At 46.7% G+C, this 12,878-nt stretch carries 14 protein-coding genes; all 14 read right to left on the reverse strand.

Annotated elements, in window-relative coordinates:
- The coding region (locus D2V93_RS02265) for a hypothetical protein (protein WP_220473612.1) at positions 1-776 on the reverse strand (776 nt) is incomplete at its 3' end.
- A gap of 292 nt (positions 777-1,068) precedes the next feature.
- A complete protein-coding gene (atpG, locus tag D2V93_RS02270; RefSeq protein WP_119618227.1) occupies positions 1,069-1,929 on the reverse strand; it encodes an ATP synthase F1 subunit gamma in 861 nt (286 codons plus the stop codon).
- 109 nt (positions 1,930-2,038) lie between these two features.
- Complete coding sequence (gene atpA / locus D2V93_RS02275; RefSeq protein WP_072876619.1) at positions 2,039-3,619, reverse strand: F0F1 ATP synthase subunit alpha; 1,581 nt, start codon at positions 3,617-3,619, stop codon at positions 2,039-2,041.
- 2 nt (positions 3,620-3,621) lie between these two features.
- A complete protein-coding gene (atpH, locus tag D2V93_RS02280; RefSeq protein ID WP_119618228.1) occupies positions 3,622-4,161 on the reverse strand; it encodes an ATP synthase F1 subunit delta in 540 nt (179 codons plus the stop codon).
- Between the two features lie 4 nt (positions 4,162-4,165).
- Positions 4,166-4,666, reverse strand: coding sequence for a F0F1 ATP synthase subunit B (locus D2V93_RS02285; protein ID WP_072876615.1), 501 nt, complete (start codon positions 4,664-4,666; stop codon positions 4,166-4,168).
- Between the two features lie 73 nt (positions 4,667-4,739).
- On the reverse strand, positions 4,740-4,934 hold the full coding sequence (gene atpE, locus D2V93_RS02290; RefSeq protein ID WP_014032715.1) for an ATP synthase F0 subunit C: 195 nt from the start codon (positions 4,932-4,934) through the stop codon (positions 4,740-4,742).
- 35 nt (positions 4,935-4,969) lie between these two features.
- Entirely contained in the window at positions 4,970-6,151 is a 1,182-nt protein-coding gene (gene atpB / locus D2V93_RS02295; RefSeq protein ID WP_119618374.1) for a F0F1 ATP synthase subunit A, read from the reverse strand.
- 81 nt (positions 6,152-6,232) lie between these two features.
- Entirely contained in the window at positions 6,233-6,625 is a 393-nt protein-coding gene (locus tag D2V93_RS02300; RefSeq protein ID WP_119618229.1) for a DUF6168 family protein, read from the reverse strand.
- A complete protein-coding gene (locus tag D2V93_RS18960) occupies positions 6,622-6,849 on the reverse strand; it encodes an AtpZ/AtpI family protein (protein ID WP_072876611.1) in 228 nt (75 codons plus the stop codon). The genes D2V93_RS02300 and D2V93_RS18960 overlap by 4 nt, the downstream gene beginning before the upstream one ends.
- Positions 6,827-7,255 (reverse strand): bactofilin family protein, encoded by a 429-nt coding sequence (locus D2V93_RS02310; protein ID WP_072876609.1) that lies wholly within the window; start codon positions 7,253-7,255, stop codon positions 6,827-6,829. Before D2V93_RS02310 ends, D2V93_RS18960 begins: the two co-directional genes overlap by 23 nt.
- 20 nt (positions 7,256-7,275) lie before the next feature.
- Positions 7,276-9,813 carry a type IX secretion system periplasmic lipoprotein PorW/SprE gene (gene porW, locus D2V93_RS02315; protein WP_119618230.1) on the reverse strand — a complete coding sequence of 846 codons (2,538 nt, stop codon included), beginning with the start codon at positions 9,811-9,813 and terminating at the stop codon, positions 7,276-7,278.
- 83 nt (positions 9,814-9,896) lie between these two features.
- Positions 9,897-10,589, reverse strand: coding sequence for a hypothetical protein (locus tag D2V93_RS02320; RefSeq protein ID WP_119618231.1), 693 nt, complete (start codon positions 10,587-10,589; stop codon positions 9,897-9,899).
- Between the two features lie 46 nt (positions 10,590-10,635).
- Positions 10,636-11,349 (reverse strand): ABC transporter ATP-binding protein, encoded by a 714-nt coding sequence (locus D2V93_RS02325; RefSeq protein WP_119618232.1) that lies wholly within the window; start codon positions 11,347-11,349, stop codon positions 10,636-10,638.
- Positions 11,350-11,371: 22 nt separating this feature from the next.
- Positions 11,372-12,841, reverse strand: coding sequence for a DUF5687 family protein (locus D2V93_RS02330; RefSeq protein WP_119618233.1), 1,470 nt, complete (start codon positions 12,839-12,841; stop codon positions 11,372-11,374).
- Between the last annotated feature and the right edge of the window lie 37 nt (positions 12,842-12,878).

The following is a 12,878-nucleotide window of genomic DNA, read 5'->3' on the forward strand; positions in this document are numbered from 1 at the left end:
GGGCAGTCCGCACTCTTGCCCGTCAACGCCCTTTTCCATGTGCCGTCCGTCCCAAAGTCGCCGAACCTGCCCTCGCCCACTTCCACGAAGGGCTCTCGCCCTCCCGAACCCCCGCCATTGTCCGGGGCATAGGTGTTCCAATATTGGTAGTCGCTCCCCGGGTCGTGGTCCGTGCCCCCGTTGGAGCTCCCGCCACTGTTGTTTCCCCCGCTGCCACCGTTCCCGTTCCCGTCAGCGATCGCCTCGTAGCAGGGCTCGGGGGTGCCGCCCGTCCTGCCCTCCTGCATGTTCTGCAGGCCAAAGGTCTCCAGATTGTACAGACCAATCTTTCCCCTGAACGGCTTTTCCTGTCTTGGCCCTGCCGCGTACTCGGGCCAGTAGTCCTCGTCCACTTCGTAGCGTAGCACAAAGGGCTCGTTCTGCACCCCATCGTGGGTCTGTTTGCCCACCACGTTGTAGAACACGTTGTGGGGCGTTCCGGGCACGTACATCCTCAGGGAGTAGGTCCTGTTCCCCACGGAGTCCGTCACGGCCAGTACACGGCTGCCGTCCAGCACAATGTCCCCACCTTCGCTTTTGGAGGCCCATCCCATTTTGGAGCCCCGCTTTTCTATGGCCCCAACAAGTTGGGGCAGTTCGTCAATGGTCAGGGATTCTAGCCTGACGTTCCTGTCGTCCGTTTCCTGGTTTGGTTCCGGATAGGTGGCTTCCTGTTTTTCACAGGCCATGAGCAGGGCCAGTAGCATTACCGGTAGTAGGTTTTTCAATTGTTCCATACTTGTCAAGTCTTAAATTAATGATAAGATCTGGGGGAATCTTTAAACATCCACGCAACATGTTGTAAATGAACATGGTGCTCATATACGGTTCTGCTGCACTGGACAAGTATGGGGATTGTGTGTTGGCCCAAGATAACAACTTTGACCTAATCTGCATTGGACAAAAACCTTAAAAAAACTGGGGGTTTTGCGTAATTGCATTTTGGCCTGTGGAAAATGGGCCAAAAAAAGCCCTAAAAACAAAAAGGCCACCGAGGGGTGGCCTTTCATTATCTCTGATATGGGAATCTTAATTGTTCAACGCTTCTGCACCGCCAACAATCTCTAGGATTTCGTTGGTAATGGCAGCCTGCCTTGCCTTGTTGTAGGTCAGTTTCAACTGGTCCCTTAGGTCTTTGGCGTTATCGGTCGCTTTGTGCATGGCTGTCATACGGGCACCGTGCTCACTGGCAAAGGAATCCCTGATGGCCTTGTACAACTGTGTCTTGAGCGATTTGGGAATCAACTCTTTTACGATTTCCACTTTGGATGGCTCAAAAATGTAATCTGCCGCTTTGGATGCATCGCCTTCCATACTTACAATGGGAAGGAACTGTTCGGTCATCACCAGCTGGGTCGCTGCGTTCTTGAACTTGTTATAGACCAACTCGATCTTGTCATAGTTGCCCTTGATGAACTGATCCATCAAGAATTCAGCAATCTCTGCTACATTGTCAAATGTCAAATCATCATAGATGCTGCTGTGGTTGGCCACTATGGTGTTCTTCTTGCGGAGAATATCGTTCCCTTTCTTGCCGATGGCCACAAAATCGACCTGCTTGCCTGTGTATTTGCCGGAAAGCAAGTTGTTGCTCTGCTTGATGATGTTGGAATTGAACGCGCCACAAAGTCCACGGTTGGAGGTAATGGCCACCACCAGGACCTTGTTAACGGGTCTGTTATCTGCAAATTCGCTACCACCATCACCTTCCAAGCTGGCACTCAAGCTTTGCAAAAGCTCGGTAAGCTTGTCCGAATAAGGGCGCATGGCCGTGATGGCATCCTGGGCCTTCTTCAGCTTTGCAGCGGACACCATTTTCATGGCACTGGTAATCTGCATCGTTGAGCCGATGGATGATATCCTGTTCCGTATTTCCTTTAGATTCGCCATATTAACCTCTCCTAAATCCTCTCCTTAGGAGAGGACTTCATGTTTGTTACTATTAATAAGGATTGTCCGTTCTTCCCTTCAACCATGCTCAGGGAAAAGGAATGACAATTTATGATTTGTATTTTTCAGAAAGATCTTTGCAAACAGCCGTCAAAGTATCTGTTACCTCATCGGTCAATTTACCGGCTTTAAGGTCATCCAATACATTTCTGTGTTTGGCGTTCAAGAACTCCAAATATTCCTTTTCAAATTCTTTTACCTTGTCCACAGGCACATTGCGCAACAAGTTCTTGGAACCTGCAAAGATGATGGCCACCTGGTCTTCTACGGTAAATGGATCGTTCTGACCTTGTTTCAAGATTTCCACGTTCCTACGTCCTTTTTCGATCACGTTCAAGGTAGCGGCATCCAAATCGGAACCGAACTTGGCGAAAGCTTCCAATTCGCGGAACTGGGCTTGGTCCAATTTCAAGGTACCTGCTACTTTTTTCATGGACTTGATCTGTGCCGAACCACCTACACGGGATACGGAGATACCCACGTTGATCGCTGGACGGACCCCTTGGTTGAACAAATCCTGCTCCAAGAATATCTGACCATCGGTGATGGAAATCACGTTGGTTGGGATATAGGCAGAAACGTCACCCGCTTGTGTCTCGATGATGGGAAGAGCGGTCAATGAACCTCCACCTTTTACGATGGACTTCAAGGACTCGGGAAGATCGTTCATGTTTTTCGCGATCTCATCATCCGCAATCACTTTTGCAGCACGCTCCAACAATCTGGAGTGCAAGTAGAAAACGTCCCCAGGGTATGCTTCACGTCCTGGTGGCCTTCTCAACAACAAGGATACCTCACGGTAGGCAACCGCTTGCTTTGAAAGGTCATCATAGATGATCAAAGCAGGACGGCCCGTATCCCTAAAATATTCCCCGATAGCTGCACCGGCGAAAGGAGCATATACCTGCATTGGCGCAGGATCCGAAGCGTTGGCGGCAACGATGGTGGTATAGGCCAAGGCTCCTTTATCTTCCAAGGTCTTGGCAATGGCGGCCACTGTAGATGCTTTTTGGCCTACGGCCACATAGATACAGTAAACGGGTTTACCTGCATCGTAAAATTCTTTCTGGTTCAGAATGGTATCGATACAAACCGTGGTCTTTCCGGTCTGTTTGTCACCGATCACCAACTCCCTTTGTCCCCTTCCCACAGGAATCATGGCGTCGATTGCCTTGATACCGGTCTGCAAAGGTTCGTTTACAGGTTGTCTAAAAATAACTCCAGGAGCCTTGCGTTCCAAGGGCATTTCGTAGGTTTCTCCGGAGATAGGTCCTTTACCGTCGATTGGATTGCCCAAGGTGTCTATGACACGACCAACGATACCTTCACCAACATTGATAGATGCGATACGTTCGGTCCTCTTTACAGTGGTTCCCTCCACAATCTCTTTGGTTGGGCCCAACAATACCACACCGACATTGTCCTCTTCCAGGTTCAAAACGATTCCCTGCATGCCCCCATCGAACTCCACCAACTCCCCGTATTGGGCATTGGAAAGTCCATATACACGGGCAATACCGTCACCAACCTGTAGTACGGTACCCACTTCGTTCAAGGAAGCCGTAGCTTCGAAACCTGATAACTGTTTTTTCAAAATTGCTGAAACCTCAGCGGCTTTTACTCCTGCCATTTTTATAGACTATTTGTAAATTCTCTTTTTAAACCGTTCAATTTGTTGGCGATGCTGGCGTCAAATTGGGTATCGCCCACCCGAAGTACGAAACCACCTATGATGCTCTCGTCGATCTTGTTTTCGATGGTGACTTTGTTGCCTGTTGCCTTGGTGACCTCGGCAAGGATCTTTTTCTCCAATTCGGCCGTCAATGGAACAGCCGTCGTTACGTATGCCACTTCCTCACCTTTCCTTTTTTCATTAAGGATGATGTACTTGAACGCCACTTCCTGCAACATCACGATCCTTTTGTTGTCCAGCAACGTTTGAATCAATCCTCTGGTAATCTCATTGGAATCCTTGAAGATTTCAAACAAGGCACTTTTTTTGACCTCCGATTTTACAACGGGGCTTTCCAAAACTTGCTGTAGCTCCTCGCTCTCGGATATCACGGCTGCAATCTCCCGCAAATCTTTTTCCACGTCATCTGCCGCTTTTTTCTCGACTGCAAAATCCAAGGTTGCCTTGGCGTAACGTATGGCTGCCCTGTTCTGGTCCATAGTACTAGTTCAGTTTGATATCGCCCAACATATCTTCAACCAACTTGAGTTGCTTGTCCTTGTTGGATAGTTCTTCTTTGATCACTTTTTCGGCGATTTCCAAGGAAAGATTGGCCACTTGCGCCTTGATTTCGGCAACTGCCGCCTTTTTTTCACTTTCAATGGCTGCCTGTGCCTGCTTGATGATCTTGTCACCTTCGGCATTGGCCTGCTCCTTGGCTTCGGAAATAATGCTTTCCTTGATCTCCCTGGCCTCCTTCAAAAGCGCATCCCTTTCGGCTCTGGCTTCTTTCAAGAGTTTTTCGCTGTCGGCGGTCACGTTCTGCATTTCCTTTTTGGCGGCTTCGGCGGCGTCAAGGGCATCTTGTATGCCTTGTTCTCTTTCGTTGAGGGAATTCAAGATAGGCTTCCATGCAAATTTTACCAAGATGAAAATGAGCACAAGAAGGATAAGGGTCTGCATGAAAAACAGCCCCGGTGAAAAATCATTTAGTAATTGTTCCATAACTATAAATTTTTAAATACCGCCAATATATGACCAACCGTCATATATCGGCGGACAATGTTTTGCAGTTTGATTATTTTCCTAGGAAAAGTGCACCAAACGCCAAACCTTCCAATAGTGCTGCGATAATGATCATCGCGGTCTGGATCTTTCCAGTAGCTTCTGGCTGACGTGCAATACCTTCCATTGCACTACCACCGATCTTACCTAATCCGATACCGGCACCGATCACGATCAATCCTGCACCTACTAAATTTGGAACTGTCATAAAATTAAATTTATATAGTTAAAAATAAACTCAGGTTAAATATAGTTGCCCCTCACATCTTCAGCATCCACCTTGTCATGGCCATGTTCGTCATGTGCATGCTCGTGGTCGTGCTCTGCCACTGCCATGCCTATGAACAAAGCGGAGAGCATAGTGAAAATATATGCCTGAAGGAAGGCAACCAATACTTCTATCAATGTGATGAACAACGAAAGCACAAAGGAAAGAAGGGACGATCCCACAACTCCCATTTCGGCTTTCATGGTTATCAAAATGGCTATCAAGCTCATTACCACAATGTGTCCTGCGGATATGTTCGCGAACAATCGGACCAAAAGGGAAAAAGGTTTGATCAAAAATGCCCCGGCCAATTCAATAACAGCAAGAACGGGACGTATCAAGACCGGAACGCCTGGCATCCACAGCATGTGCTGCCAATAATCCTTGTTTCCTTTTACGGTGTAGATAATCAGTGTAAAAATGGCCAGTGCAGCAGTTACTGCAAGCTGTCCCGTGACGTTGAATCCCAGTGGGGTCAACCCCAAAAGATTGAGTATCCATATAAAAAAGAACACTGTCAACAAGTACCCTGTAAACTGACGGTATTTTTTATCTCCAATATTAGGTCTTGCTATCTCATCGCGGACATATATCACCAAAGGTTCCAGTACACGACCAAAACCGGTCGGCACCTTCTTGCTCTTGTACTGTTTTGCCAACGAGCCGAACAACAAAAGCATCAAAAGCCCTACCAACACGATCCCCAAAACACTTTTGGTGATTGAAAAGTCCAATACTTTGGTGGCATTGGTGGCATGGTGTTCTTCATCAAAGGCTATGCTTTCCGCTCCTGGCTGGAGTTCATATATCTTGCCATGGAGTTTCGCAAACCGTGTTCCGCCAGCTTCTACGATATGGTGTCCAGAATCATCGTGGTGGAATTTGGACGACATGAAAGAAACAAGTCCTTGACTGGACCATACAATCACTGGAAGTGGGAAACCAACGTGCTTTCTTTCGCCTTCTGAGCTTGTATAGGAAAAAAGGTGGAAGTCATGTGAATCCTTAATGTGGTGAAGTATGTACTCCTCCACTTCTTCCTTGGTGTTCACGGCACCTTCTTTTTTGTCTTCTTGGGATTTTGCGTTTATCCCATTGGAAAACAACAAAATAAATAATGTAGTCGCTAAAACAAAAGAGGTTTTAAGTACCCGCATTGCCATCTAGAAATTATCCGTTCGTCAAATTCGGCGCAAAGGTAGTACTAAATTGATAAAAAACGACTTTTTTTCAATTTTTCATTCCATCTTCTTTAAAGTTCGGGCCAAAAAAGTCACCTCACATGCCAAGCCTATAAATACAGGCACCAAAAAATTACCGTGAGGAACTGTGCTTGTGGCACTCTCGCCAAAAAAATAGCTGGAAAACAGGACAATGAACAATCCTAGTTTGGCCGCCATCACTGCCAAATAGATAAAACCCAACTGATCTTTTGCCTTCTGTGCCGTTGACAGCCATTGAAAAACTATGATCACTGCAAGGCTAAACACTAGATGGAATCCATAAACAGAAAACAGAGTGTCCTTTTTTAAATGGAACCCATTTCCTGTGACAGCAGCATGAAGCACGTAGACCAATATAAAGACTGCCACAGTGATCATGGCGGGCCACACTACTACTTTTCCTTTCATTTATTGGATTGAATGGCTTGTCTTATCATTAAGTACATGGCCATTATTATGGCAGCAAAGGTAACAAGTTCCTCCGCTGCGGAAAAGTTATATTTTTTTTCGAGCCATGAACCTAGAAGGTTTCCGAGATAGATGGTAGCGCCCATTTGTATGGCAAGCCCAGACAAACGGGCGGCAGTATGTAAGGTTTCTCTTTTTTTGTTAGGAGGCTTTTGCGGGCTCATTGCTCTTTGCGGTCTCCAGTTTGGGCGATACCGTGGTCGCCGGTACGCCCTTGCCCATTACACAGGATGCATTGAAGGTCGCTCCTGGTTCCACGGACAGTTTGGCCACGCTTACTGTGCCCTCTATAACAGCTGATGCTTTCAGGGAAAGCAGGTCCTTTACCAAAAGTTCGCCATTGAACTTGCCTTCGATATCTGCATTTACACATTCCACTTTTCCATTGATGTAGCCATCTTTGCCGATGACCACTTTTCCCGAGGTCTTTACATTGCCTTCGAGTTTGCCATCGATTCGGAAATCGGCCTCGGAGGTAATATCGCCTTTGATCTTCGTGTTCTTTTCAATTCGGTTGGGCTGTCCGCCAAATTCAGTCATAGGCCTTGGTTTTTTGTTGTCAGAAAACATTGTGTTCTAGGTTTTGGGGTTTAAAATTGTGCTTTGTATGATGCCAGGTTCTTATGGACCTGTATAATTTTATAGTTGTCCGATAAAACTACGAAATTCTCATCTTTAATGCGGTAGTCCTTGTTGTTTTTTATGAGTTCCGCAAAGCCCAGGGCAAAGTCCTTCGACCTGAAACCATGCACCACCACAAATTCGTCCTCCAATGTATAGATGTCCTTGGAAACCACATTTTTGTAGTTGAGTTCCTTTACAGCTTCCTCCAAACGGTTCTTCAGGGCCAGGGCCTTTTCGTTGTCCTTGATTTTGAAGGGGAACACTACTTTCCAGTTTCCCGATCCCGTTGACCCGGTTTCGGGCGAAAACTCCTTGGTCTCCAACTTGGGCAATTGCTCTTCCACCATTTGTTCCGCTTTTTTCCCTTCGGGGTTGTTGGGATAGGTGAGCGCCACATAGTTCAAAGCTTCCTTGAAAGGCTCAAAGCCTTGGAGGCGCCCAATGGCATTGGCCTTCAACATTTCGAACTTGGGCACGATGGGATCTCCTGTAAATTGGCCAATATAGCCCTCAGACTGGGTAATCACTTGAAGAAACTCTTGGTCCTCGTACAGTTTGTACAAAGCGGCATAGCGGGCATCTGGGCTGTCGGTATTACCTTCCAGAACGGCTTGTGGGTTCAATAAAATCTCGGCATATCGGGTGTCGGGATGGTTGATGATGATGTCCTGCTTCATGTTCTGGGCCAACGGACTCCCTGATTCCTCATAGATTTTGTACAGATTGTATTTGGATGGGAGCACCAACCGCTCCTCGGGGTTTGAGGCCAACACACGCTCCAGCTTGGCCGCAGCGAGCAAATTGTCCCTGAACTTTTCTTTATAAATCAGTCCCAATTGGTAATTGGCGAAGTTACGCTCGGTCTTCAAGCTGTCGATGACGGCAATGTCCGTCGGGATTTGGGACAGGTAGTACTCCACAGAGAACTTTTGGTCCTCTGCCAAGTTTTTGGGGTTTGCATTCTCCACGACCTCTTGTCCCGTGGCCTCGGAAACCAAAGTCTTGGACTTGTTGCTCCATCGCCAGTCATCTTCCAAGGTCCGCTCTCCCCACCGGGTCTTGAAGTCGTTTTTTCCATAGCCAAGACTGGTGATGTTGTAAAAATAGAACTTGCCTTGGTTTTGCTTCCCTCCTTTGCTCTTGGCAAAAGTGGCAAAACCGGCCTCTGTGCGTTTCAGTTCTTTCTCGGTAGCCTCTTCCTCTTTCCGTTTCAGTTCGGCAATGTGTTCCTCAAAATAGGTCTTGCGTTTGGCTTCGGGCATTTGGTAAAGGGTTATGACACTATCGGCATGCTGAACGATGTCCTCGTACTTGATGACATCCTCGAGGTTGTCCAGTTTCTTTTTGATGTTACGGTGCTGTCTGGTGTTTTCGGTCAGGTTGGTCAAGGTACTGTCATAATAGGCCCCGGAAACCTTGTACTCATCCTGGTCAAAATAATAGTCCGCCAAACTTTGATAGTTCAGGGCGTTCAGCTTGCGCTCACCCTGTGTGGCCCGCAGCGATTTGTTGTAATAGGCCAAGGCCAAGCTATCGGTGCCGTTCGCCAAATGATATTGGGCCACTTCCCGGTAGATCTTGTCCAAAAATGGGCGGTTTTCCCTGTTTTCTTCCAAATCGGTGAGGTATTCCAACAGCTCTTCCCGGTTGGCATCGGTAAGCTCTGTGTTCTGTATCTTCTTGAGGTGGGCATTGATCATATAGACCCTTGGCGATTTCCTGTTCAGGGCAATGACTTTGTCGTAGGCATAGTTGGCACTGTCCTGGTATCCCAATCGGTCATAAAGTTGCCCAATGATGAAAAGGTATCGCCCCTTTTCCGGGTTCTTTTTGGTATAGGCCTGTGATATTTTCAGTTTTTGGATGGCCGTGTCGGGAGCATTCAGGTTGATGTAGCATTGGGCCAGCACGGCATTGGCATCGGCATATTCCTGGTCTTTTAGTTCCTCAAACTTGAACAGGCGCTTCAAATTCTTGATGGCCACTTCGGGATTGTCCAGGCGCATGTTGGTCTTTTCACGCCAAATGGTGGCCTCGTTGAGCTTGTCGCTCTCCGCGTATTTTCTCAAAATATAGTTGAACGCCTCCAAGGCCGGAATATATCGTTGGTCAAAGTAACGGGATTTGCCCAAAAGAAGGAAAGCTTCGTCCGTTTGAGGGTTGCGCTCCTCATCCTTGATGTCCATGCTGTGCTTTTGGATGGCCTTGGTGGCCTTTTCCTCCGCAATGATGAAGTTGGGGTTGTTGTCCTCGGAGTCCAGCTTGACTTCATCGGTCACTTGTAGACGTTCTACGGGAAGGATCTCCCAATAATCGTCCCGATAACCAGTGTTAAGTTCCTCTCTGCCTTTTTCAAAAGCAATATTGCCATTGTACAGGGTGTTGTACTTGGTGTTCAGCGCATGCCAATTTCGGTTGACAAACTTGTCCTTTTGGGTGGAACAGGCACTAAAAATAAGTCCTCCCGCAACTAAGGCAATGATAAGTGTATGACGAAGATTCAAAATTACCGATGGTCTTGTGTAACCTAAACTCAAAAAAGTTGGGATTATTATAAGGCTCATCGACAAAATGCTGCCATCCGCCCTTAGGGTGTCACTTTTAGGTAGATCGTACCCTTCGTTCGTAAGAATCTCTTGGTACCGACAACTATTCTAGCAATAGTCTCCTTTATGGGAAGTATGTTTTTGTTTGGGACCACATGGAACAAATGGACCAAACTACGGGTTGTGTCATCATAGATCAACCCCAGATTGTTCAAAAGCCCAGATTGTTTCAAATGTCTTGCATCGTTTTCATCCGACACCTTGATACTGAGCATGATTTGATTACTCCCTTTCTTGATAAAATCGATAAGGAAATCCATCTCTACGCCCAAGTAAATTGTGAACCCTTTGATTTTGTCTTCCAGCAGAGAAAATAAGGCTTCATCCACGATTTGTGTTTCTTCGGAAGGGGTTTTCGGTTTCTCTCCCTTTAGTTTTTTCAACTCACTTTTGGCTTTTTCGAGGCTTGGGGCATAAACTTCCGAGAACCCAACATAGGGTTCTTCCTTTTTTGAAAAAAAGGCTATTTCGTTTTCCAGTCTTTTGATTTTGGGATAATTGGAGTCTTTCAATTCCAAAAGACAGTCCAATTCTCTTTGGATGTGGCCCAACTCATTATAATGATGATCTACGGCCAAATAATCCTGGTCCATTTTGTTTTCTTCAATGGAAAGCAACAGACGTTGCTTTTCCCATTGATAAAAATCGATCAGCAAATCCAAATCACTGGGCATCCTACTATAAAATTGTATCGTCCCAATATAGCAAACTAATCTCTTATTATTGTGGTTGGTATGGTGACCCCGCAAAGAAGGCTTCCAGTTCCTTCAAGGTCTCGGCAGAGGTATGGATGTCCTTGACGATCTCGCCCTTGTTGAGTACCACGATGCGCTCGCACACCTCGGTGACATGGATAAGATCATGACTGGACACGAGCACCGTTACCCCTTCTTTGGCCGCAAGGTCCTTGATAATACCTTTTAACCGAATCTGGGTGGTGGGGTCCAGGTTGGCAAAAGGTTCGTCCAAGATCACCACTTCAGGGTTGCCGATAAAACTGGCCACAATGCCCACTTTTTTCTGGTTTCCTTTGGAAAGGTCCCTCAGATATTTCTTTTGGCCCAGGATCTCCCCATGGAAAAAATCCTCAAAATTGGCCAGTAGGGCATCCACATCGGCCTTGTTCCGTCCACGTAGTTCCCCGATGAAGTAAAAATATTCCTCAGGGGTCAGGTAGCCGATCAAGAAGGATTCGTCGATAAAGGCGGAAGTGAACGGTTTCCAGGCCTCGCTTTGGTCCACCTGCACCTCGTTGTTGATGATATGTCCCGAACTGGGCTGGATCAAATCCAGTAACAGACTGAACAGCGTGGTCTTTCCTGCCCCATTGTTCCCTACCAGACCAAAGCTCTGCCCTTTTGGGATTTCCAGGTGGTCAACGTTCAAAACGGTGTTCGAGTTGTATGCCTTTGTCAAATTATGTACTGTGATCATATGATTTCTTTATAGTGATTGGTTATTTCTGTTTGTATGCCAACAATGTCTTGTATTTCTCCTTTTTATAGATGCCCTCTATCATTTTGAACGCCCGCTCCTTGAACACGAAGCCCATCAGTCCGAAGGCGGCCACAAAGAGATAGCCCGCCAAGGGACTGATCAGGAAATGGCCAATGGCATAGATGACCATGGGGAGCAGAAGCTTGGGCAAGGTCAGCAAAAGGGTCTTGGCATTGAAGGCCTGCTTGTCCCCAAACGCCTTTTTGTTGGAGGTGAGCTCAATGGGTGTCTTCACATAGGCCCCGCCCCAAAGCACCAAGTAACTGTTGATGCCGATATTATAAATGGCGCCCACCAGAACCGCCGCATAGGCCTCCCATCCAAAATACACATAAAATGTGGCCAAAATGGTGGAAATGACCGTGGCAATGATGATCAGGTACCATTTGGACGAAAGGTATTCCCTGTACTTGATGTTCTGGCTCATCATCAAAGGGTAATAGCTACTGTCCCAGCTAGGTACATATTGGCCAAAGCTGAACAGAAACCCGCCCGTGACAAAAATCCCGGCAAAGATTTTCCAAAAAGGACCGTCATAAGCCTCAATGGCCCCAGTAAAAAAGAGCAGTCCATAAAAAATAAAGAAGAACCCGGTAAGTACGGCCGTCCTGGACCGTTTGTTCCTTTTGATGAGTTTGATGTCGTTCTTCAAAAAGGTGCCAAGGTTCCCAAACCGGTTCAACCAATCCAGGTTTTCGGTACGGACCTCGGTATGTTTTTTGGCAAGGCCCCCATCCAAATACATGTGTTTTTTGAAATAGCCAAAGGCCGAAAAATAGAGCACCAACAACAAGGCCCAGGGAACGATGGCCGTCCACGGCATATCGTAGAAATAATCAAAAATGGGCTGTGCATACAGCGTAATGTCGAACCATTCGTAATATTGGGAAACCCCTGCCAATATGATCACTCCGGCAAAGATGTAGAATACCGCATCCTTGTTGTTCACCATCACATTGATAAAATTGTTGCAGTAGATGATCGCCATCATTGCCAAATGCCACCCCACGACCTGGGCAAACGGATAGTCCTTGGTGAGCAGCACCACACTGAACGGCACAAAAAAGAACGCATGGGACCAATTAAAGAACGATACCACTGTTTTTCCCAATGAGAAGTTCACCACCTGGCTTTTTTTGAAGGGCAGGTAAAGCAAGGGCTTGATGTTGGTGACCGGCATTTTTTGGAGCATGTATCTAAAGACGAGGTCAAATGTGAGGTAGTACACCATAAAACGGTTCACCACCCGAAGCGGATCGCCCCAACCAGCTTCGTCAATCATAAAATAGGCCCCAAAACCCAATCCCAAAAAAACCGCGATAAAATATAGTGCTCCGAGGGCCATCAATATCTTGAACCAGATCTCGGTCTTAAAACTTGCCGATCGGTAAAAGGATTTCCATTGGAGACCCAAAAAGTGTTTGAACATGGTCAGTCATTTTTTTAGTAAGTATCTAAATTATCAG

The sequence above is a fragment of the Flagellimonas taeanensis genome, assembly GCF_003584105.1.
GTDB lineage: Bacteria > Bacteroidota > Bacteroidia > Flavobacteriales > Flavobacteriaceae > Flagellimonas > Flagellimonas taeanensis.

What these genes read in the sequence shown, in the direction of transcription:
- D2V93_RS02330 (WP_119618233.1), bottom strand. Translation starts at nt 12,841, where the DNA reads ATGTTCAAACACTTTTTGGGTCTCCAATGGAAATCCTTTTACCGATCG.
- atpH (WP_119618228.1), bottom strand. Translation starts at nt 4,161, where the DNA reads ATGGACCAGAACAGGGCAGCCATACGTTACGCCAAGGCAACCTTGGAT.
- D2V93_RS02300 (WP_119618229.1), bottom strand. Translation starts at nt 6,625, where the DNA reads ATGAAAGGAAAAGTAGTAGTGTGGCCCGCCATGATCACTGTGGCAGTC.
- D2V93_RS18960 (WP_072876611.1), bottom strand. Translation starts at nt 6,849, where the DNA reads ATGAGCCCGCAAAAGCCTCCTAACAAAAAAAGAGAAACCTTACATACT.
- atpA (WP_072876619.1), bottom strand. Translation starts at nt 3,619, where the DNA reads ATGGCAGGAGTAAAAGCCGCTGAGGTTTCAGCAATTTTGAAAAAACAG.
- atpE (WP_014032715.1), bottom strand. Translation starts at nt 4,934, where the DNA reads ATGACAGTTCCAAATTTAGTAGGTGCAGGATTGATCGTGATCGGTGCC.
- atpB (WP_119618374.1), bottom strand. Translation starts at nt 6,151, where the DNA reads ATGCGGGTACTTAAAACCTCTTTTGTTTTAGCGACTACATTATTTATT.
- D2V93_RS02285 (WP_072876615.1), bottom strand. Translation starts at nt 4,666, where the DNA reads ATGGAACAATTACTAAATGATTTTTCACCGGGGCTGTTTTTCATGCAG.
- D2V93_RS02325 (WP_119618232.1), bottom strand. Translation starts at nt 11,349, where the DNA reads ATGATCACAGTACATAATTTGACAAAGGCATACAACTCGAACACCGTT.
- D2V93_RS02310 (WP_072876609.1), bottom strand. Translation starts at nt 7,255, where the DNA reads ATGTTTTCTGACAACAAAAAACCAAGGCCTATGACTGAATTTGGCGGA.
- atpG (WP_119618227.1), bottom strand. Translation starts at nt 1,929, where the DNA reads ATGGCGAATCTAAAGGAAATACGGAACAGGATATCATCCATCGGCTCA.
- D2V93_RS02320 (WP_119618231.1), bottom strand. Translation starts at nt 10,589, where the DNA reads ATGCCCAGTGATTTGGATTTGCTGATCGATTTTTATCAATGGGAAAAG.